This is a genomic window from Pseudomonas sp. Hz4, from assembly GCF_054898165.1.
Map to the genome: position 1 here is coordinate 2,094,354 of NZ_CM142719.1, position 22,988 is coordinate 2,117,341.

Genomic DNA, 22,988 nt, shown 5'->3' on the forward strand with positions numbered 1-22,988 from the left:
CCCACAATTTGATTTACAGCAACCCCACTTTCCTCGTCATATCCCTCGCTTTCTGATGCTTGTTCTCATTCGCTAATTTTTCCGGTGTGCATTCGTTTTATAGGGACGACGTGCCTTTGTGCTTCCTGCCAACGATCCGGATGCTAAGAAATGAATGCTGAAGACTCCTTGAAACTTGCTCGCCGGTTTATCGGGTTGCCCCTGGAAAAGCGCCAGATGTTCCTTGCAGCCTTGCACAAGGAAGGCGTTGATTTCGCCCGGTTTCCCATTCCTGCCGGCGTTGAAGCCGACGATCGCCAGGCGGTGTCATACGCCCAGCAGCGCATGTGGTTTCTTTGGCAGCTGGACCCGCAAAGCGGCGCCTACAACCTGCCCGGCGCGGTGCGTCTGACCGGGCTGCTGAATCTGTCAGCGCTGGAGCAAGCCTTCGCCAGCCTGGTGGCGCGCCACGAAACCCTGCGCACGGTGTTCCAGCGTCAGGCCGACGGCAACCTGCTGCAAGTGCCGGCCAGTGCGCCGCTGGTGATCGATCAGGTGGATTTCAGCGTTTTACCGGCGATTGAGCGCGAGCAGGCAGTGGTTCGCGCGGCCGAGCAGCAATCAGTGTTGCCGTTCGATCTGTCGACTGGCCCGCTGCTGCGCGTCACCTTGCTCAAACTCGCCGAGCAGGAACACGTCCTGCTGCTGACCCTGCACCACATCGTTTCCGACGGCTGGTCGATGAACGTGCTGATTGACGAGTTCATCCGCTGCTACGACGCCTTCGAGGCAGACGCGCAACCGCAACTCACGCCATTGCCGATCCAGTACAGCGACTACGCGTTGTGGCAGCGGCGTTGGCTGGAGGCCGGCGAGCAGGCGCGTCAACTCGACTACTGGCAGGCACAACTGGGCGATGAGCACCCGGTGCTGGAACTGCCCACCGATCATCCGCGTCCGGCCATGCCGAGCTATCGCGGCACCCGCTACGAATTCGTGATCGACGCGCCACTGGCAGAGCAACTGCGGGCCACCGCGCAGAAGCACAACATCACCCTGTTCATGCTGTTGCTCGGCGCGTTCAACGCGCTGCTGCATCGCTACACCGGGCAGACCGACATCCGCGTCGGCGTGCCAATCGCCAACCGTAACCGCGCTGAAATCGAAGGGCTGATCGGCTTCTTCGTCAACACCCAGGTGCTGCGCACCCAGCTCGACGGCCAAACCCGGGTCGCCGATTTGCTGCGCGCCATCAAGGAAACCGCCCTCGGTGCTCAGGCCCATCAGGACTTGCCGTTTGAGCGTTTGGTCGAGGCGCTGAAACTGGAACGCAGCCTCAGCCACACGCCGCTGTTCCAGGTGATGTACAACCACCAGCCGCAGGTTGCGGACATTTCCACCGTCAGCACCGCGTCCGGTCTGGCGCTGGGCGTGATCGAGTGGGAAGGGCGCACCACCCAGTTCGACCTGACCCTCGACACTTACGACCTCAACACCAATGAGAAGCGCGGCAAGCTGCACGCCGCGCTGACCTATGCCAACGATCTGTTCGACGCTGCGACCATCGCGCGTATGGCGCAGCACTGGACCCATTTGCTGCACGGCATGGTCAGTGATTCGCAACAACGCATCAGTGATTTACCGCTGCTTGAGCGCGCGGAATATCAGCGCATCGTGCATGACTGGAATCGCGCTGACGAGGGCTTCGCCCAGGACCTGTGCATTCATGAGTTGATCGCCCGGCAAGCCGCCGCGAGCCCGGAGGCATTGGCGGTGACCTTCGGCATGAAGCAGCTGACTTACGCCGAGCTCGACACTCGGGCCAATCGTATGGCCCACAAGTTGATCGAGCTGGGCGTAGGCCCGGACATCCGGGTTGGCGTGGCGATGCCGCGTTCCGAAAATTTGCTGGTAGCGTTGCTGGCCGTGCTCAAGACCGGTGGCGCCTACGTGCCGCTGGACCCGGATTACCCCGCCGAACGCGTTGCCTACATGCTTGAAGACAGCCGCGCCCTGGTGCTGCTGACGGAACAGGCTGTCGCCGCGACATTGACCGTCGCGGCCGACACCCAAGTCCTGCTGATGGAGGGTATGGAGTGTGCCGATTACCCAAGCAGCGCGCCGGTGACCCGCGTCACGCCGGATAACCTCGCCTACGTCATTTACACCTCCGGTTCCACCGGCAAACCCAAAGGCGTGGCCATCGCCCATCGCAACGTGCTGGCGCTGATCGACTGGTCGACATCGGTTTACAGCCGTGAGGACATTCAAGGTGTGCTGGCCTCGACGTCAGTGTGCTTCGACCTGTCGGTGTGGGAGCTGTTTGTCACGTTGGCCAACGGCGGTTCGGTGATCATCGCCCGCAATGCCCTGGAATTGCCGCAACTGCCGGCCCGGGATCAGGTGCGCCTGATCAACACCGTGCCGTCGGCGATCAATGCGTTGCAACGCGACGGGCAGATCCCGCCGAGCGTGCGCATCATCAACCTCGCCGGCGAGCCACTGAAGCAGAGCCTGGCGGACGCGTTGTATCAGCAGCCGACCGTCGAACACGTCTACGATTTGTACGGCCCGTCGGAAGACACCACTTACTCAACCTGGACCCGTCGCGAGGCCGGTGGCCGCGCAAATATCGGCCGACCACTCAAGCACACCGCCAGCTACTTGCTGGACGCCGACCTGCAACCGGTACCTCAAGGCGTGTCCGCCGAGCTGTACCTGGCCGGTGCCGGCATCACCCGCGGTTACCTGGCGCGACCGGGCATGACCGCCGAAAAGTATGTGCCAAACCCGTTTTCCAGCAACGGCGAGCGCCTGTACCGCACCGGCGACCTGACCCGTTATCAGGCCGACGGCACGCTGCAATACGTCGGTCGCATCGACCATCAGGTCAAGGTTCGCGGTTTCCGAATCGAACTCGGCGAAATCGAAGCCCGGCTGTTGCAGCAGGACGCCGTGTGTGAGTCGGCGGTGCTGGCGCAGGACGGCGTCAACGGTCAGCAACTGGTCGCCTACATCGTGCCGACCGATCTGGCGTTGCTGGGCGATATCGACGCTCAAGCGACCCTGCGTGAAACCCTGAAAGCTGCACTGCGCCAACATTTGCCGGACTACATGGTCCCGGCGTTTCTGCTGTTCCTCGAACAGCTGCCGCTGACCCCCAACGGCAAACTCGACCGCAAGGCTTTGCCGGCGATTGACGGCTCCGAGCAACAACGCGAACACGTCGCGCCGCGCACTGCGATGGAAAAATCCCTCGCGGCGATTTGGCAGGCCGTGCTGGCCATCGACAACGTCGGTCTTGAAGATAACTTCTTCGAACTGGGCGGCGACTCCATCGTTTCCATGCAAGTGGTCAGCCGTGCGCGTCAGGCCGGGATCGTGTTGAGCCCCAAAGATCTGTTCCAGCACCAGACCGTCCGCAGCCTGTCCCAGGCCGCCCGCAGCGGCGAGCAACAATTGATCGAACAAGGCCCGGCGGCTGGCGCGGTGGGGTTGGCGCCGGTGCAACAGTGGTTCTTCGACCAAGCCATTCCTGAGCGTCAGCACTGGAACCAGTCGCTGCTGCTGATGCCGCGTGAGGCGTTGAGCGAGGAGGCGCTGGAGCGTGCTTTAGAGCAATTGCTGACTCATCACGACAGTGTGCGTCTGCGTTACGAACAGACCGAAAACGGCTGGCAGCAAACCTATTGCGCACCAACCACTGAGTCGGTGTTGTGGCTGCGACAGGCGCAATCGGTCGAAGCACTCAACGCCCTGTGCGACGAAGCCCAGCGCAGTCTCGATCTGCAGAACGGCCCGTTGTTGCGCGCACTGCTGGTGGCGATGGCCGACGGCTCGCAACGTTTGCTGCTGGTCATTCATCACTTGGTGGTGGACGGTGTTTCCTGGCGCGTGCTGCTGGAAGATCTTCAGCAGTTCTACAGCGGCAGCCCTGTTTCGTTGGCGAAAACCAGCACCTATCAACGCTGGGTCGCCCGTCTGCAAGATCATCTTCCAGCCTTTGAAAACAGTCTCGGTCACTGGCAGGCGTCACTGCGTGACGCGCCGAACGATCTGCCGTGCGAGCGCCCAGCCGGCGCGCTGGAAAACCGCTTCGAGCAGAAATTCGAACTCAAACTCGACGCCGAGCAAACCCGCAAACTGCTGCAACAGGCCCCGGCGGCCTATCGCACGCAGGTCAACGACCTGTTGCTGACTGCCCTGGCGCGAACGGTTTGCCGCTGGAGCGGGCAGGGCAGCACGCTGATCCAGCTCGAAGGCCATGGCCGCGAAGACCTGTTCGAGGACATCGACCTGACCCGCACCGTCGGCTGGTTCACCAGCCTGTTCCCGGTCAACCTGATGCCGTCCAGCGCTCTCGGCGCGTCGATCAAAACCATTAAAGAACAACTGCGCGCGGTGCCGGACAAAGGTCTCGGCTATGGCGTATTGCGTTACCTCGGCACCCCGGCGATGCGCGCTGAACTGGCGGCGTTGCCGCAACCGCGCATCACCTTCAACTACCTGGGGCAGTTCGATCGTCAGTTCGACGACGGCGCGATGTTCGTGCCGTCCACCGAAGGTAACGGATTGGCTCAGGACCCCAGGGCGCCATTGGGCAACTGGCTGACGGTCGAAGGCCAGGTCTACGGCGGCGAGTTGTCGCTGAGCTGGGGCTTCAGCCGTGAGATGTTCGACAGCGCAACCATCCAGCGTCTGGTGGACGATTACGCACTGGAACTCAACGCGCTGATCGAGCATTGCTGCACGCTTGAGGTAACCCAGGCCACACCGTCGGACTTCCCATTGTCGCGCATCAGTCAGGTGCAACTCGATGCATTGCCGGTCGCCATCTCGACCCTCGAAGACCTTTATCCACTGTCGCCGATGCAGCAGGGCATGCTGTTCCACACGTTGTACGAACCCGAAGTCGGCGCCTACATCAGTCAGCTGTGCCTGGACATCCAGGGCCTCGATCCAGTGCGATTCGCTCAGGCCTGGCAAACCGCGCTGGAGCGTCACGACATTTTGCGCAGCAGTTTCCACTGGCAGGGTCTCGACACCGCGCATCAGGCGATTGTCCGCCAGGTGGCGCTGCCGTTCGAAGTGCTTGAAGCGACCGACACCGATGCGCTCGCGGACGCCGAACGCACCCAGGGTTTCGAGTTGGGCAGCGCACCGCTGTTCCGTTTGAAGCTGGTCCGCACGGGCGTCAATGACTGGCACCTGATCTACACCAGCCATCATATTTTGATGGACGGCTGGAGCAACGCGCAGTTGCTCGCCGAAGTGATCCAGCACTACGCCGCCGGGCAGTCGCTGCCGGCGCCGATCGGACAATACCGCGATTATCTGGGGTGGTTGCAGCAGCAATCCGCCGTCGCTGGCGAGCAGTTCTGGAGAACCGCATTGTCACCGCTGCAAGCACCCACGCTGCTGGCCGAAGCGTTGCGGCCGCCGGTCGGTGCCGAAGGCAGCGAGGAGTATCGCGTAGCACTCGACAGCCGCGCGACCCAGCGTCTGGCCGAGTTTGCCCGTCAGCAGAAAGTCACCCTCAACACCTTGCTGCAAGCGGCCTGGAGCCTGTTGCTGCTACGCTACACCGGCCAGGACTGCGTGGTCTTCGGTGCCACGGTAGCCGGTCGATCCGCGCCGCTGCCGGGGATCGAAGAGCAGCTCGGGCTGTTCATCAACACGCTGCCGCTGGTGTGCACGATGAAGCCGGACTTGACCGTCAGCCAATGGTTGAGCGAGCTGCAAGGGCTGAACCTGGCCATGCGCGAGTTTGAGCATGTGCCGCTTTACGACATTCAGGGCTGGGCGGGGCAGCAGGGTTCGGCGCTGTTCGACAGCCTGCTGGTGTTCGAAAACTTCCCGGTGGCCGAAGCGCTGAAACAGGGCGCGCCGGCCGGGCTGTCGTTCGGCAATCTGCACAACCACGAGCGCACGCACTATCCGCTGACGCTGGGCATCGAACTGGGCGAAAGCCTAAGCCTGGACTTCAGCTACGACACGACGCGGTTCAGTGCCGCTCAGGTCGCTGAGTTGTCGGCCAATCTGCAGCACCTGCTGGCGCAATGGGTGGCGCTGCCGGACGCGGCACTCGGCGCGCTGGAGTTACTCGATGAGGCCGGAAAAAATGCGGTGCTCGCTGTCAGCCAACCGGTTGCAGTTGAGTTATCCACAACACTTTTGGTGCACGAACAAATCGCGGCTCAGGCCGCCGCTACCCCAGACGCGATGGCGTTGCAGGTGGGCGGTCAGTCGTTGAGCTACGGCCAGTTGAATGTCCAGGCTAACCGTCTGGCCCATCGCCTGATCGATAACAGTGTCGGTCCAGGCTCGCGAGTCGGTCTGGCGCTGCGTCGCGGTCCGCAACTGATCGTCAGCCTGCTGGCGGTGCTCAAAGCCGGCGCGGCCTATGTGCCTTTGGACCCGAAATACCCGACCGAACGCCTGGCGTACATGATCGATGACAGCCGTCTCAACGTGCTGCTGTGCGAGTCCGGTCTGCTGGAAGATGTGCCCGGCGTGCGACGTCTCAGCCTTGAAGACAGCACCGACTACCCCGACAGCAATCCGCCAAACCATGCGGTCGCCGGCGATCTGGCCTACATCATCTACACCTCCGGTTCCACCGGCCAACCCAAAGGCGTGGCCATCGCCCATGCCGCGCTGCGCGAGTTCTGCCAGACCGCCGCCGACTATTCGGTGCTGTCGGCGTCCGACCGCGTGTTGCAGTTCGCGACCTTCAGCTTCGATGGCTTCGTCGAGCAGTGCTACCCGGCGCTGTGCGTCGGCGCGGCGTTGATCATGCGTGGCGATGACGTGTGGGATGCCGGCCGACTCGCCGCCGAAATCGTCCAGCAGGGTGTGACCGTGGCGGACTTGCCGGCCGCTTACTGGTACTTGCTGGCCCGCGAATGTGCGAGCGGTGTGGTGCGCAACCTGGGTGATTTGCGCCAGGTTCACGTTGGCGGTGAAGCCATGTCGGTCGAAGGTCTGCGCTTGTGGCACCAGGCCGATTTAAGCCATGTGCGTTTGCTCAACACCTACGGCCCGACCGAGGCGACGGTGGTGTCCAGCGTTCATGAATGCCGACTGATCGATGCCAGCGACGCGTTTGGCATCCCGATCGGTCGAGCCATCGCGGGTCGAGCGCTGTACGTGCTGGACTCAGCCGGTCAATTGTTGCCAAACGGTGGTGTCGGCGAACTGTGCATCGGCGCCCCGGCCTGTCTCGCTCAAAGCTACTTTGACCGCCCGGCGCTGACCGCCGAACGTTTCCTGCCGGACCCGTTTGCCCGTGAGCCGGGTGCGCGTTTGTACCGCAGCGGTGACCTGGCGCGTTACAACGCTGAAGGGAATCTGGAATACGTCGGCCGCATTGACCATCAAGTGAAAATTCGCGGTTTCCGCATTGAAATGGGAGAGATCGAAGCGTGCCTGCAAGCACGGGATCAGGTGCGCGAAGCGGCCGTGATCGCTCAGGACGGCACGCAACTGGTGGCGTACATCGTGGCCAGCGACGACACACTTATCCACAGCGCTGCGGCGTCTCAGGCTGACTATGTGGATGCACTCAAGGCCGTTCTGCGTCAGACGTTGCCGGAATACATGGTGCCTAGCCACCTGATCCTGCTGGCCCAATTGCCGCTTAACAGCAACGGCAAGCTCGACCGCAAAGCCTTGCCGCGTGCTGAAGCTGCCGATGCTCAACGTGAATTCGTGGCGCCGACCGAGGGCCTTGAAGCGCAACTGGCGTTGATCTGGCAAGCGGTGTTGCAGGTCGAGCGCGTGGGCCGCGACGACAACTTCTTCGGGTTGGGCGGGCACTCGTTGCGGGTGCTTCAAGTGATCTCCCGTGTGCGTCAGCAACTGCAGCTAGAACTGTCCGTGAGCAGCCTGTTCTCTGCCGCCAATCTGGGGGAATTTGCCGAGCGTGCCGCACTGGCGAACACCAGCGGCCAACCGGTCCTGCAACGTGCAACGGCCGATCAGCCGCAGATCCTTTCGTACGCCCAACAGCGCCAATGGATTCTCTGGCAACTGGATCCACAGAGCTCGGCCTACAACATTCCCGCTGCGCTGCGCCTCAAAGGCTCGCTGAACCGCGACGCCCTGCGCGAAGCCTTTGCGCAATTGCAGGCCCGTCACCAAACCCTGCGCACGACCTTTGAACAGGATGGTCAACAGACACGTCCGGTGCTGCACGATAACCTGGCGCTGCAACTGGATGAACGCACACTCGATCAGTCCTCGATCGACAGTGCCGTCGCCGAAGAAATCGCCCGGCCGTTCGACCTGCGCAACGGTCCGCTGTGGCGCGTGTTGCTGCTGCAAGTGAACACCGACGAACACGTGCTGGTGCTGACCGTGCACCACATCGCCGCCGATGGCTGGTCGATGCAGGTCATGGTCGATGAGTTCAGCGCGCTGTATCAGGCCGCCGTCGAAGGGCATGCGGCAAACCTATCCAGTCTGCCGGTGAACTACAGCGACTACGCCCGTTGGCAGCGCGATTGGCTGGAGGCCGGCGAGGGCGCACGCCAACTGACGTGGTGGAGCGAGCAACTGGCGGGCAGCCAGGCACCGCTTGAGTTGCCAAGTGAACTGACCCGTCCGGCCCGTCGCACTGAGCGCGGTGCCAGCCTGGCACTGAACGTTGATCGCGAGTTGCTCGCGGGTTTGCGTCAACGCGCCCAGGAACAACAGGTGACGTTGTTCATGCTGTTGCTGGCGAGTTTCCAGACTTTGCTGCATCGCCAGAGCGGGCAGTCGAGCATCAGCGTCGGCGTGCCGAGCGGCGGTCGTTCGCGCCTCGAAACCGAAGGCCTGATCGGCTTCTTCATCAACACCCAAGTGCTGCGTGCCGAGATCGACGGGCAGCAGACGTTCAGCACCTTGCTGCAACAGGTTAAACAGGTAGCACTTGGCGCGCAGGCCAATCAGGACGTGCCGTTCGAGCAGCTGGTCGACGCCCTGCAGCCCGACCGCAGCCTCAATCACAGCCCATTGTTCCAGGTGCTCTACAACCATCAACAGCAGTTGGGCGCGAGCGTCGAGCGCAACCTCGCCGACTTGCAGGTCGAGCGTCTGCACTGGCAGCAATACACCACGCAATTCGATCTGGTGCTCGACACTCAAGAGCAGGGCGAAGCGCTGGATGCCAGCCTGACCTACGCCACGGATGTGTACGATGAGGCGTCGATGAACCGCCTCGCCGAGCAGTGGCTGAACCTGCTGCGAGCGGTGGTCGCGGATCCGCAGCAGCGGGTGGCGCAACTGCCAATAATTGACCGTTTGCAACGGGATGCTTTGGTGCAGCACTGGAACCCAACGTTCCAGGCGCAACCGCTATCGCCAACCTTGCACCACGTGTTCGAAGCCCAGGCTGCCGAGCGGCCGAACGCAATCGCCCTGGTCTACGAAGGCGAGCAACTGACCTACGCCGCGCTCAATGCCCAGGCCAATCGACTGGCGCGCAAACTGCGCGAGCAGGGCGTCGGTCCAGAGGTGCGGGTCGGCATTGCCACCGAGCGGGCGATGCCGCTGGTGGTTGGCTTGCTGGCGATTCTCAAGGCCGGCGGTGCCTACGTGCCGCTCGACCCGCACTACCCGGCCGAGCGCTTGAGCTACATGATCGAAGACAGCAGCATCACGCTGCTGCTGACCCAGCAACACCTGATCAACGGTTTGCCGTCCCGCGACGGTGTGCAGGTGTTGAGCCTGGAGTCGTTGCAACTGGACGACTACAGCACCGACAACTTGCCAGCGCTGGCGTCCGCGGAAAACCTCGCCTACGTGATCTACACCTCCGGCTCCACCGGCCGGCCAAAAGGCGCTTTGCTCAGCCATGGCAACGTCGGGCGCTTGCTCACCGCCACCGCTGACGCGTTCAATTTCGGCCCGGACGATGTCTGGACGCTGTTCCATTCCTACGCCTTCGACTTCTCGGTGTGGGAGCTGTTTGGTTCGCTGTGCACCGGCGGGCGTCTGGTGATCGTGCCGTATTACATCAGCCGCGAGCCGCAAGCGTTTCACCGCTTGCTCTGTGATGAGGGCGTGACGGTGTTGAACCAGACGCCGACCGCGTTCCGTCAACTGTTGCCGATCGCCTGCGCCAGCGAGCGAAACCTGGCGTTGCGTCAGGTGATTTTCGGCGGCGAAGCCCTGGAAGTCGCGAGCCTGCGCCCATGGTTCGAACGCTTCGGCGACCGTCAGCCAACCTTGGTCAACATGTACGGCATCACCGAAACCACGGTGCACGTGACCTACCGCGCCATCCGTTTGGCCGACCTCGATGGCAAGGCCCAAAGCCCGATTGGCCTGCCGATTCGCGACCTGCGCTGGTACTTGCTCGACAGCCAGTTGCAACCGGTGCCGGTGGGTGTGGCGGGCGAGCTGTACATCGCCGGCGCCGGTCTGGCGCGCGGTTATCACGGTCGTTTCGGCCTGACGGCCGAGCGCTTTGTGCCGAGCCCGTTCGAGGCTTCGCAGCGCCTCTATCGCAGCGGCGACCTGGCGCGTCAGCGTGCCGACGGCAGCATTGATTACCTCGGGCGGATTGACCAGCAAGTGAAGATCCGAGGCTTGCGCATTGAACTCGGGGAAATCGAAGCTGCATTGCTGGCCCAACCGGGCGTGCGCCAAGCGGTACTGAGCGTGCATGCAGGCGACGGCGGCCCGCAGCTGTGCGCCTACGTGGTCGCCGAACAAACCCCGCACGACCCGATCGCCTGGCGCGACAACTTGCGCGCCGCGCTCAAAGTGGATCTGCCGGATTACATGGTGCCGAGCCACTGGTTGCTGCTCGATGCCTTGCCGCTGACCGGTAACGGCAAGCTCGACCGCAAGGCCTTGCCGGTGCCGGATGCCGAGGAATGGCAGCGACCTTTCGAGGCCCCCGAAGGCGATCTCGAACGGCAACTGGCAGACATCTGGGCCAGCGTGCTGGGCGTGGCGCACATTGGTCGGCGCGACAACTTCTTTGAATTGGGCGGGCATTCGCTGCTCGCCGCCCAGGCCAGTGCCCGTGTGGAACTGGAACTGGGCATCGAGCTGCCGCTGCGCGCGCTGTTCGAATCCACCGACCTGCAGGCTTATGCCGCCATGGCCGGGCAACACGCCCCGGCTGACAACGATGCACGTCTTGATGCGCTTGAGTCGTTTCTCGACGAGATGGAGATCAACTGATGGAACACACGACTGCCCAGCGTATCGCCACTCGCTTCGCCGGCCTGCCTGCTGACAAGCGCCGCGAGTTTCTGCAACGCATGCAAGAGCAGGGCGTGAGCTTCGGGCAACTGCCGATTCCGCCGGCTGCCGAGCCGCAAACGACCTTTGAACTGTCGTACGCGCAGCAGCGCCAATGGTTCCTCTGGCAGCTTGATCCGCAGAGCTCGGCGTACAACATTCCGGCCGCATTGCGTTTGCACGGGCCACTAAATGTCGCGGCGTTGCAGCAGAGTTTCGACGTACTGCTGGAGCGGCATCAGAGCCTGCGCAGCCGTTTCGTCGAAGACGACGGTCGGGTGGTGCAGACACTGGCCGAGTTCACGTCGCTGCCGATCGCACAGATCGACCTGCGCGCCGAACCTCAGGAACAGCGCCTCGATCTGGCGATGAAAAGCGTCGAGCAGGAGATTGCCCGGCCGTTCGATCTTCAGCACGGTCCGCTGTTGCGGGTCAGCCTGTTGCAACTGGAGGCCGAAGACCATGTGCTGTTGTTGACCCTGCACCACATCGTCACCGATGGCTGGTCGATGGGCGTGTTGGTGGATGAATTTTCCCGACTCTACGCCGCGTATGGCCAAGGGCAGAACGCTGCGCTGGAAGCGCTGCCGATTCAGTATTCCGACTACGCGATGTGGCAACGCCGCTGGATGGAAGCGGGCGAGCTGGAACGTCAACTCAACTGGTGGCGTGAAACGCTGGGCAGCGAACAACCGCTGCTGGAATTGCCGACTGACCGCCCGCGTCCGGCGCAACCGAGTCAGCGCGGTGCGCGTCTGGATTTCGCCCTCGACGCGACCCTGGCCAGCGGCCTGATGAGCCTAGCCAAACAACGCGGCGTCACGCCGTTCATGCTGTTGCTGGCGAGCTTCCAGGCTTTGCTCTATCGCTACAGTGGTCAGTCCGATTTGCGCGTTGGCGTGCCGATTGCCAACCGTAACCGTGCGCAAACCCGTGGCTTGATCGGTTTCTTCGTCAACACTCAAGTGATGCGCGCAGAGCTCGATGGACGGCTGCCGTTCAGCCAGTTACTCGACCAGACCCGTGCCGCTTCGCTGGATGCCCAGGCTTATCAAGACTTGCCGTTCGAGCGGCTGGTGCAGGCACTGCAAGGTGAACGCAGCGTCAGCCACAGTCCGCTGTTCCAGGTGATGTTCAACCACCAGCAAGCCAAACCGGCGGCGGTCAGCGGCTTGCTCGCCGGCCTGCGCGTCGAAGCACTGAACGCGACGGCGCACACCACGCAATTCGACCTGCAACTGGACACTCAGGAAAAGGGCGACAAGCTGTTCGCCAGCCTGACGTATGCCACCGATCTGTTCGACGCCGAGCGCATCGAGCATTTAGCGCGTCATTGGAGGAATTTGTTGGCTGGTGTGCTGGCGAATCCGCAATGCCCGCTCGCCGAGTTGCCACTGCTGGATGCCGACGAGCGTCTGCGCATTCTTGATGACCTCAACGACACCGCGCAGAACTATCCGGGTGAAGTCTGCGTGCAGCGGCATTTCGAAGCGCGCGTGGCTGAAGACGGTGAAGCGACGGCGCTGGTGCTCCAGGGCCAGCGCCTGAGTTACGCCGAACTGAACCGGCGCGCCAACCGTTTGGCCCATCACTTGCGCGCCCAAGGTATCGGCCCGGAAGTGCTGGTGGGGATTGCCTGCGACCGCTCGTTTGAGATGGTCGTCGGCCTGCTGGCGATCCTCAAGGCCGGTGGCGCTTATGTGCCACTGGACCCGGAGTACCCGCTCGATCGTCTGAGCTACATGATCGAGGACAGCGGCATTTCGCTGTTGCTGACCCAGGAACATTTGCTGGCGCAACTGCCGACCCCGGACAACGTGCGCACCCTGTGCCTGCACGTCGAGGCCGATTGGCTGAGCGATCTACCGGGCACTGACCTGAGCAACCTCGCTGTCGCGGAAAACCTCGCCTATGTGATTTACACCTCCGGTTCCACCGGCAGACCCAAAGGCGCGGGCAACCGCCATGTAGCGCTGCATAACCGTCTGGAGTGGATGCAGGAAGCCTACAACCTGTTGCCGAGCGACCGCGTGCTGCAAAAAACGCCGTTCAGTTTCGACGTGTCGGTGTGGGAGTTTTTCTGGCCGCTGATGAAGGGCGCCACCCTGGTGATCGCCGCGCCGGGCGAGCATCGCGATCCGCAACGCCTCGCCGCGTTGATCGTCGAGCAGGCGATCACCACGCTGCACTTTGTGCCGTCGATGCTCTCGGCCTTCATCGATGCCGACGAGGCGTTGGCCTGCACCTCGCTGCAACGGATCATCTGCAGTGGCGAAGCGCTGCCGATGGAACTGCAACGCCAGACCCTGCGCAGCCTGCCGCAAGCCAATCTCTGCAACCTGTATGGCCCGACCGAAGCAGCCATCGACGTGACCCATTGGACCTGCGTGGAAGAGGGCCGCGACAGCGTGCCGATCGGCCGCCCGATTGCCAACCTGCGCACCTGCATCCTCGACAGCGAACTGCAGCCGTTGCCACTCGGTGCGGTGGGCGAGTTGTACCTCGGCGGCGTCGGCCTCGCCCGCGGTTACCATCGCCGTGGCGCGCTGACCGCTGAGCGCTTTGTGGTCGACCCGTTCGGCAGCGGCGAGCGTCTGTACCGCACCGGTGACCTGGCGCGTTATCGCGCTGACGGCGCCATCGACTACTGCGGGCGCATCGACCATCAAGTGAAGATTCGCGGTTTGCGCATCGAACTGGGCGAAATCGAAGCGCGTCTGCAAGAGCATGCCGACGTTCAGGAAGCCGTGGTGTTGGCCCTCGACGGACCGAGCGGCAAGCAATTGGTCGCGTACATCGTGCCGCAGGATCGCGCATTGGTCAGCGTCGATGCAGAGCAACAAGGCGCGTGGCGCGAAACCCTGAAAAGCCATTTGCTTGCCAGCCTGCCGGATTACATGGTGCCGGCGCAGACCGTGCTGATCGAGCAGATGCCGCTGAGTCCCAACGGCAAGCTCGACCGTAAACGCCTGCCGGCGCCGACTGCGCAAGTCAGCCAGCGTGCGTTCGAAGCGCCACGCAGCGAACATGAGCAGGTGCTGGCGCAGATCTGGCAAGACGTGTTGGGCGTGGAGCAAGTCGGGCGTCAGGACAACTTCTTCGAACTGGGCGGCGACTCGATCATTTCGATTCAGGTGGTCAGCCGCGCTCGTCGGGCCGGTCTGAGCTTGCAGCCGCGTGACCTGTTCCAGCAGCAAACCTTGCAAGCGTTGGCCGCTGTGGTCAAAGAGCAGGCGGCACCGCTGGCGCAACAAGGGCCGGTGGACGGTGTGCAAAAACTCACGCCGATTCAGCGCTGGTTCTTCGACGAACCGATCCCGCAACGCGCTCACTGGAACCAGGCGGTGCTGCTGGTGCCGCGCGAAACCCTCGAATTGCCCCGCTTGCATGCCGCGCTGCAACGCCTGCTCAAGCAGCACGATGCGCTGCGTTTGCGCTTCAGTCAGGTCGACGGCCAATGGTCGGCGCGCTATGTCGGGGCCGACAGCTGCGAGGTCATCGACATGCTCTGGACCGCCCGCGTGGCCAGTGATGCATCGCTGGAAGCGGTGTGCGATGAAGCGCAACGCAGCCTTAGTTTGCAAGACGGTCCGCTGTTGCGCGTGGCGTTGATCGCCCAGGTCGATGGCTCGCAGCGTTTGCTGCTGGTGATCCATCACCTGGCGGTGGACGGTGTGTCCTGGCGGGTGTTGCTGGAAGATTTGCAGGCCGCTTACCAAGGGCAAGACTTGCCGCCGAAGACCAGCGCCTTCCAGGCCTGGGCCGATAAGCTCGACGCGTATGCGCGCTCCGATGCCGCCGCCAGTGAGCTGGGCTGGTGGCAAGCGCAACTGAGCGTCGCGAATGATTCGTTGCCAGCGGCAAATACCGGGGCCAGTCAGGCCGGGCATCTTCGCCAGGGCGTCAGCATCGGTCTGGACCGCGAACAGACCCGCCAGTTGTTGCAACAGGCGCCAGCGATCTACCGCACGCAGGTCAACGACCTGCTGCTGACCGCGCTGGCCCGAACCCTCAGCCGCTGGACCGGCCAGGCCTCGGCGTTGATTCAGCTCGAAGGCCATGGCCGCGAAGCGCTGTTCGACGACATCGACCTGACCCGCACCGTTGGCTGGTTCTCCAGCCTGTTCCCGGTTCGCCTGACGCCGACCGTCGACCTTGCGGGTTCGATCAAGGCGATCAAGCAACAACTGCGCGAAATCCCCGGCAAAGGCATGGGCTACGGCCTGTTGCGTTACATGGGCGATGCCGCGACCCAAGCGGCGTTGGCCGCGCTGCCGCAAGCGCGCGTGACGTTCAACTATCTCGGTCAGTTCGACCAGAGCTTCGCCGAAGACGCACTGTTCTCCCCGGCTCGCGAATCCAGTGGCGCCGCGCAATCGGCTGACGCGCCGTTGCCAAACTGGCTGTCGGTGGACGGTCAGGTGTATGGCGGTGAACTGAAACTCGACTGGACCTTCAGCCGCGAATGCTTTGACCCGCTTGAGATCGAAGCGCTGGCCGCGCAATTCCGCAGCGAGTTGCTGGCGCTGATCGCCCATTGCCTGAGCGATGGCGCAGGCGGCGTGACCCCGGCGGACTTCCCGTTGGCGCGCCTGACCCAGGCGCAACTCGACGGCCTGCCGGTGCCGCCAGCGCAGATCGAGGACCTGTATCCGCTGTCGCCGATGCAGGCCGGTTTGCTGTTCCATAGCGTGTACGAATCCGATTCCGGCGCGTACGTGAACCAGCTCAGCGTCGAAGCTCGCGGGCTCGACGCCGAGCGTTTGGGCCGCGCCTGGCAAGCGGTGCTCGACACCCATCCAATTCTGCGCAGCAGCTTCCATTTTCCCGACGGTTTCGAAGCGCCGGTGCAACTGGTGCATCGTCATCTGCAATTGCCGCTGACCTGCCTCGATTGGCGCGCCCGCATCGATCAGGCCGACGCGCTGGCACAACTGATCGACAGTGAGCGCCTGCAACTCGATTCGACCCAGGCGCCGTTGATGCGTTTGACCTTGGTGCGTCTGGACAATGAGCGTCAGCAACTGATCTACACCCACCATCACCTGTTGCTCGATGGCTGGAGTCATTCGCTGCTGTTGAGTGAAGTCTTGCAGCGTTATGCCGGGCAGGAAGTGCAGGCACCGACCGGACGCTTCGCCGACTACATCGGCTGGTTGCAACGTCAGGATGCCCACGCCGACGAGCTCTTCTGGCGCGAGCAACTGGCGACCCTCGACAACCCGACCCTGCTGGCGCAGAGCCTGGCGCATGTCGACCTCAAACAGCAGGCGACGTCAGCGTTCGCCGACCATCGCCAGACCTTCGATGTCGCCACGAGCAAGCGCTTCAGCGAGTTTGCCCGTCAGCAAAAAGTCACGCTCAACACCTTGGTCCAAGGTGCCTGGGCACTCTTGCTGCAACGCTACAGCGGTCAACGCAGCGTGGTGTTCGGCGCCACGGTGGCGGGGCGTCCAGTGGACTTGCCGGGTGCCGAAAGCCAGCTCGGCCTGTTCATCAATACCTTGCCGGTGATCAGCACGCCGGACGCGGTCGAAAGCGTCGGCCAGTGGCTGAACCGCTTGCAGGCGCAAAACCTGGAACTGCGAGAGCATGAATTCACCGCCCTCGGCGATATTCAGCGTTGGGCCGGGCGTGCCGGTGAACCGTTGTTCGACAGCCTGTTGGTGTTCGAAAACTTCCCGGTCGCCGAAGCGTTGCAACAGGGTGCGCCGGCCGGTCTGAGTTTCTCGATCCCGCAGAACCATGAACGCACCAACTTCCCGCTGACGCTGGCGGCCACCGCCGAAAGTCAGCTCAGCCTGAACTGGAGCTACCAGTGCGCGCACTTCAGCAGCGAAGCGATTGCCCGCATGAGCGAGCATCTGGCCGCGCTGCTGGCGGCGATGGTTGCCGCGCCACACGCTGCATTGAGTGAGCTGGACCTGCTGGCCGCGCCAGAGCGAGCACAGCAGTTGGTGGAGTGGAATCCAGCGTTCACCGCGACGGAAAACCCGCTCTGCGTGCATCAGTTGATCGAGGCTCAGGCCGTCATCCGGCCGGACGCCACCGCGCTGATCTTCAATGACCTGGAATTGAGCTTCGACCAACTCAACCGTCGCGCCAACCAATTGGCCCATCGTCTGCGCGCACTGGGCATCGGCCCGGAAGTGCGGGTTGGCCTGGCGATGCAACGAACGCCTGCGATGATCATTGGCCTGCTGGCGATTCTCAAGGCCGGCGGAGCCTACGTGCCGCTGGACCCGGCATACCCGGCCGAGCGCCTGCGCTATCTGATGGAAGACAGCGGCATTTCGCTGCTGATCAGCCAATCGTGGCTGCGAGAAAAACTGCCCTTGCCGCAAGGCCTGTCGGTGCTGGAAATCGACCGCGAACCGCTGGCGTTCATGGCCGACACCAACCCGGTCAACCTGACCTGCGGCGAAAACCTCGCGTACCTGATTTACACCTCAGGCTCCACCGGGCGGCCAAAAGGCGTCAGCGTGGCCCACGGTCCGTTGGCCATGCATTGCCTGTCGATCGGCGAGTTGTATGGCATGACCCCGGACGACCGCGAGTTGCAATTCGCCTCGATCAGTTTTGACGGCGCTCACGAACGTTGGCTGACACCGCTGGTGTTCGGTTCGGCGGTGATGCCGCGCGACGACGAGTTGTGGAGCGTGGAGCGCACCTGCGCCGAGATCGAAAAGCACGGCATCACCATCGCCTGCTTCACCCCAAGTTACCTGCTGCAGATCGCCGATTTCATGGGCGAAGCGGGGCGTGATCTGCCGATCCGTTCCTACACCCCGTGCGGGGAAGGCATGGCCAAGCACGCGTTCGATGAAGTCCAGCAGGTGCTGCAACCGAAGCGCCTGATCAACGGCTACGGCCCGACCGAAACGGTGATCACGCCGCTGATCTGGCTGGCGTATCCCGATACTGAATTCGCCTCGGCGTTCATGCCGATTGGCCGGCCGGTCGGTAACCGCAGCGCCTATATTCTGGATGGCGGCTTGCAGCCGGTGCCGGTTGGCGTCGCGGGCGAGCTGTACCTGGGCGGCGAGGGTGTCGCACGTGGTTATCATCAACGTCCGGACCTGACCGCTGAACGCTTCGTGCCGGATCCGTTCGTGCCGGGCGCCCGTTTGTACCGCAGTGGCGACCTCGCGCGGTTCCGTGCCGATGGCGTTGTTGAATACCTCGGCCGCATCGACCAGCAAGTGAAGATTCGCGGGTTCCGTATCGAACTCGGCGAAATCGAAGCCTGCCTGCTTGAACACGAAGGTGTGCGTGAAGCGTTCGTGATCGATCGCGAAGGCCCGGTGAGCCGCCAGTTGGTCGGTTACGTGGTGCCGCGCGATCCGCTCGCCGATGAACAGGATTTGCGTGAAGCACTGACGGTGCACCTGCGCAGCCGTCTGCCGGCGCACATGCTGCCGGCGCACTTGATGTGCCTGGCCGCGTTGCCACTGACGCCAAACGGCAAGCTTGACCGTCAGGGCCTGCCGGCGCCCGAAGCGTCGCGTCAGAACCACGATCAAGTGGCCGCTGCGTCGCCGGCCGAAGTGTTGCTGGTGGAGATCTGGCAAGCGCTGTTAGGGCTGGACTCGGTGGGCGTCACCGAGAACTTCTTCGAACTGGGCGGTGACTCGATCATTTCCCTGCAAGCGGTGAGTCGTGCCGGGCAACGCGGGCTGGTGTTCAGTCCGAAGCAACTGTTCGAGCAGCAGACGATTCGGGCTCTGGCCGCCGTCGCCAGCAGCCGTGAAGCGGCGTTGATCGAAGCGCCGACAGTCGAGGCTTTTTCGCTGGTGCCGCACATCGATGTGGCCGCCCGCGAGGGTCTGCAAGATCTGTATCCGCTGTCGCCGATGCAGCAAGGCATGCTGTTCCATTGCCTTGATTCGCCGGAGCTGAACCCTTACGTCAACCAGTTGAGCGTGGCAGTGGACGGCTTGCAGGTGCCGCGTTTCCGCGCGGCCTGGCAGACGCTGGTCGAACGTCATGAAGTGCTGCGCGCGGCGTTCCGCTGGCGCGATGGTCTGGCCGATCCGCTGCAAGCGGTGCTCGCCGACGTTGAGTTGCCGATCGAAGAGTTCGACTGGCGCGACCGCACCGACACCGAACAAGCGTTGAGTGAACTGGCGGCGGCGGAACAGGCCAAGGGCTTCGACCTGAGTTGCCCGCCGTTGATGCGTTTCATCCTGGTGCGTCTGGGCGATGACCGTTACCAGATGATCTGGATTTACCATCACCTGCTGCTGGACGGCTGGAGTGCCTCGCGGCTGTTAGGCGACATGTTGCGCCTGTACCACCACGACAGTCTGCCGACCCTGACTGGTCGATACGCTGACTACATTGCCTGGCTGCAACGTCAGGACGGTGCGCAGGCAGAAGGTTTCTGGCGTGAGCGCCTGGCGTTGCTCGAAGCGCCGACCATTCTGGCCAAGGCATCGGGTGCCGCGGGTGTAGGTCATGGCGTGATGTACAGCAACCTCGATGCCGAGGCGACGCGCAAACTGCACAGCTTCGCCAAGCGTCAGCGCGTGACCCTCAACACGCTGGTGCAAGGTGCCTGGCTCTTGTTGCTGCAACGTCACAGCGGCCAACGCAGCGTCGCGTTCGGTGCCACGGTGGCGGGGCGTCCGACGGGACTTGCCGGTGCGCAGGACATGCTCGGCCTGTTCATCAACACGTTGCCGGTGATCCAGACCCTCGATCCGCAGCAGCCGTTGGGCGAGTGGTTGCGCGCGTTGCAAGATTACAACCTGATGGTCCGCGACTACGAGCACACGCCGTTGTCGGACATTCAGCGCTGGGCTGGGCAGGGTGGCCAGGGCTTGTTCGACAGCATCATCGTGTTTGAAAACCATCCGGTGGATCGGGCCTTGAAAGGGGGCGAGGAAGGTGAGCTGCGCTTTGCCGACGTCGGCAGCGGCGGGGTGACCAACTTTCCGATGGACTTGATGGTCAGCGCCAACGAGGAAGGCCTGGAGGTCGAATACCTGTTCCTGCGTGATCGCTTCAGCGAACTGGAAGTGCAGCGGATTCGTGCGCAGCTCGAAGGGTTGCTGCGTGCGTTGCCTGAGGATGCCACGCGGTTGCTTGGCAACATTGGCTTGCCCGAATCGCTGATCAGTCTGCCGCAGGTGTCCGTCGACAACGCCGATTTGCTGCACGCCTTCAATCAACATGTGCGCATTCATCCGCAGAAAATCGCCCTGATCTGCGAGGATCGGGAAGTCGGTTATGCCGAACTTGAGGCGCAGGCCAATGGGTTGGCGCAGCAATTGATCGGCCGCGGTATTGGCCCGGAAAGTCTGGTGGCGGTGGCGTTGCCGCGTTCCGAGCGCACCATCGTCGCGTTCCTCGCGGTGCTCAAGGCCGGGGCGGCTTATCTGCCGCTTGACCTGGCCTACCCGGCCGAGCGACTGGCCTACATGCTCAGCGATTCGGCCGCCAGTCTGCTGCTCTGCGACAGCGACTTGGGTGAACGGTTGACGCTGGCTGATAGCCCGCCGCGCTTGTTGCTCGATCAACTGTCCATTTCCGGTAGCACCGAATGCCCGGTTTCCCAACCGCTGCCGGGGCACTTGGCGTATCTGATTTACACCTCCGGTTCCACCGGCCAGCCCAAAGGCGTGGCGGTAGCGCGTGGACCGATTGCCCGGCATTGCCGCGGCATCATCGAGCTCTACGAACTGGCACCGCGCAGCCGTGAGTTGCACTTCATGTCGTTCGCTTTTGACGGCGCTCAGGAGCGTTGGCTGAGTGTGCTGTTGGCCGGTGGCAGTCTGGTGATCCGCGATGACAGTGTGTGGACGCCGGAGCAAACCCTGGACGTGCTGCAGCGTCACGGCGTCACCGTGGCCTGCTTCCCGCCGGCGTATCTGCAACAGATGGCCGAAGTGGCCGAACGCCTGGGCAATCCACCAACGGTCGAAGTGTATTGTTTTGGCGGTGATGCGGTGCCGGAGGCCAGTTTCGAACAGGTCAAACGGGCTCTGCGTCCGCAGCGTCTGGTCAACGGTTATGGCCCGACCGAAACCGTGGTCACGCCGCTGCTGTGGCGTGCCGAGGTCAGCGAAACCTGCGACGCGGCCTATGCGCCTATTGGTCGTGGTGTGGCCGGACGTGGGCTCTATGTACTCGACGCCGACCTCAATCCGTTGCCGGTCGGTGTCAGCGGCGAGTTGTACTTGGGTGGCGAATGCCTGGCGCGCGGTTATCACCAGCGTCCCGGCATGAGCGCCGAGCGTTTCATCCCCGATCCGTTCGAGGCCGGCGGCCGCATGTACCGCACCGGCGATCTGGTGCGCCAGCGCGAGTGCGGGTTGATCGACTATTTGGGGCGGCTTGACCAGCAAGTGAAGATCCGTGGTTTCCGCATCGAACTGGGCGAAATCGAAGCCCGTCTGCGCGCCTGCGCCGGGGTGCAGGATGCCGCCGTGGGGGTGCACGAAACGCCGACTGGCAAGCAATTGGTCGGTTACGTGGTGGCTGCCGGCGCTGTAGGCCTTGATCGCCGCTTGAAGGCTGAACTGCAAGCGCAGCTGCCGGACTACATGGTGCCGGCGCGAATCATAGTGCTGGAACGCTTCCCGCTGTCGGCCAACGGCAAGCTCGACCGTCGCGCACTGCCTATGCCGGAATGGGCGCTCGGTGGTTATCGCGCACCGCGCAATGCGCTGGAAACGGCATTGACGGCGATCTGGCAAGAGGTACTCGGCGTGCCGCAAGTGGGCATCGACGACAACTTCTTCGAACTGGGCGGCGACTCGTTGCAGGTGCTCAAAGTCATCTCGCGGGTGCGCAGTCAGCCGCAGCTGGGCTTCGAATTGAAGCTGCGGGATTTGATGCAGAAACCCTGCATCGCCGAACTCGGTGGCTATCAGGCTGCCGAGCCGGCCAAGGCGCCGGACCCGTTGCTGGCGCTGAATGCGCGAATCCCCAACGTGCCGGCGCTGTTCTGCCTGCACGCCGGTTTTGGCACGGTGTTCGACTACGAACCGCTGGCTCGCCGACTGGAAGGACGGCGCACGGTGTACGGCCTGCAATGCCGCATGCTGCTCGACCCGCACTGGCAGGACGAGTCGCTTCTGGCGATGGCTCAAGCCTACGCGCAACGGATTCTTGGTCAGCAGGCCAAGGGGCCGTATTACTTGCTGGGCTGGTCCTTGGGCGGCGCGTTGACGCAACTGGTCGCTCACGAACTGGAAACCCAGGGTGAAACGGTGGTGTTTGCCGGGCTGGTCGACAGTTACGTGGCCGGCACTGCAGAAGCGGGGGACTGGCGCGAGGACCTGGGAGGCTTCCTGACGTTTGTGCTGGGCCTGCCGGCGGGTGAGGCTCAGTCACTGATTGCGCTGAAAGCCGCTGGCGTGAATGAGCGCGAGGGTGCAATCGCGGTGATTGAGGCGGCCATGCACGGTTCCAATGGTCACGCCGCGTTGGGTGCGGGAGAACTCACGCAGATCTTCGCCACCGGTTCACGGCTCAAGCAATTGGCGCTGGCGCATCGGCAACTGCCGGCGATTCAGGTGACGGCGCATCGCTGGTGGGTGGCCGAGCGCGACGACGAACGTCGAGTGTTCGAGGCTCAGGTTGGTAGCCACGGCATTGATCGTTTGTTGGCAGGCGGGCACTACGAGTTGCTGCGCGGTGACGAGTTGCTCGATGAGCTTGAAGACCTGTTGGAGCGCCGCATGGTCACTGCATAAAAACAATTGTGGCGAGGGAGCTTGCTCCCGCTGGAGTGCGCAGCAGTCCCTCTTTTTGGGGCCGCTTCG

General features: G+C 63.1%; 2 protein-coding genes. Both read left to right on the plus strand.

Translation table 11 applies throughout. The features are described from left to right. The first annotated feature begins 150 nt into the window (after positions 1 to 150). Positions 151 to 11,157, plus strand: a complete 11,007-nt coding sequence (locus tag ACYZTR_RS09455; protein WP_461978290.1) for an amino acid adenylation domain-containing protein — start codon at positions 151 to 153, stop codon at positions 11,155 to 11,157. Next, complete coding sequence (locus ACYZTR_RS09460) at positions 11,157 to 22,919, plus strand: non-ribosomal peptide synthase/polyketide synthase (protein WP_461978292.1); 11,763 nt, start codon at positions 11,157 to 11,159, stop codon at positions 22,917 to 22,919. Before ACYZTR_RS09455 ends, ACYZTR_RS09460 begins: the two co-directional genes overlap by 1 nt. The last annotated feature ends 69 nt before the right edge of the window (positions 22,920 to 22,988 follow it).

Coding starts and splice junctions, on each gene's coding strand:
- ACYZTR_RS09460 (WP_461978292.1), top strand. CDS start 11,157: ATGGAACACACGACTGCCCAGCGTATCGCCACTCGCTTCGCCGGCCTG.
- ACYZTR_RS09455 (WP_461978290.1), top strand. CDS start 151: ATGAATGCTGAAGACTCCTTGAAACTTGCTCGCCGGTTTATCGGGTTG.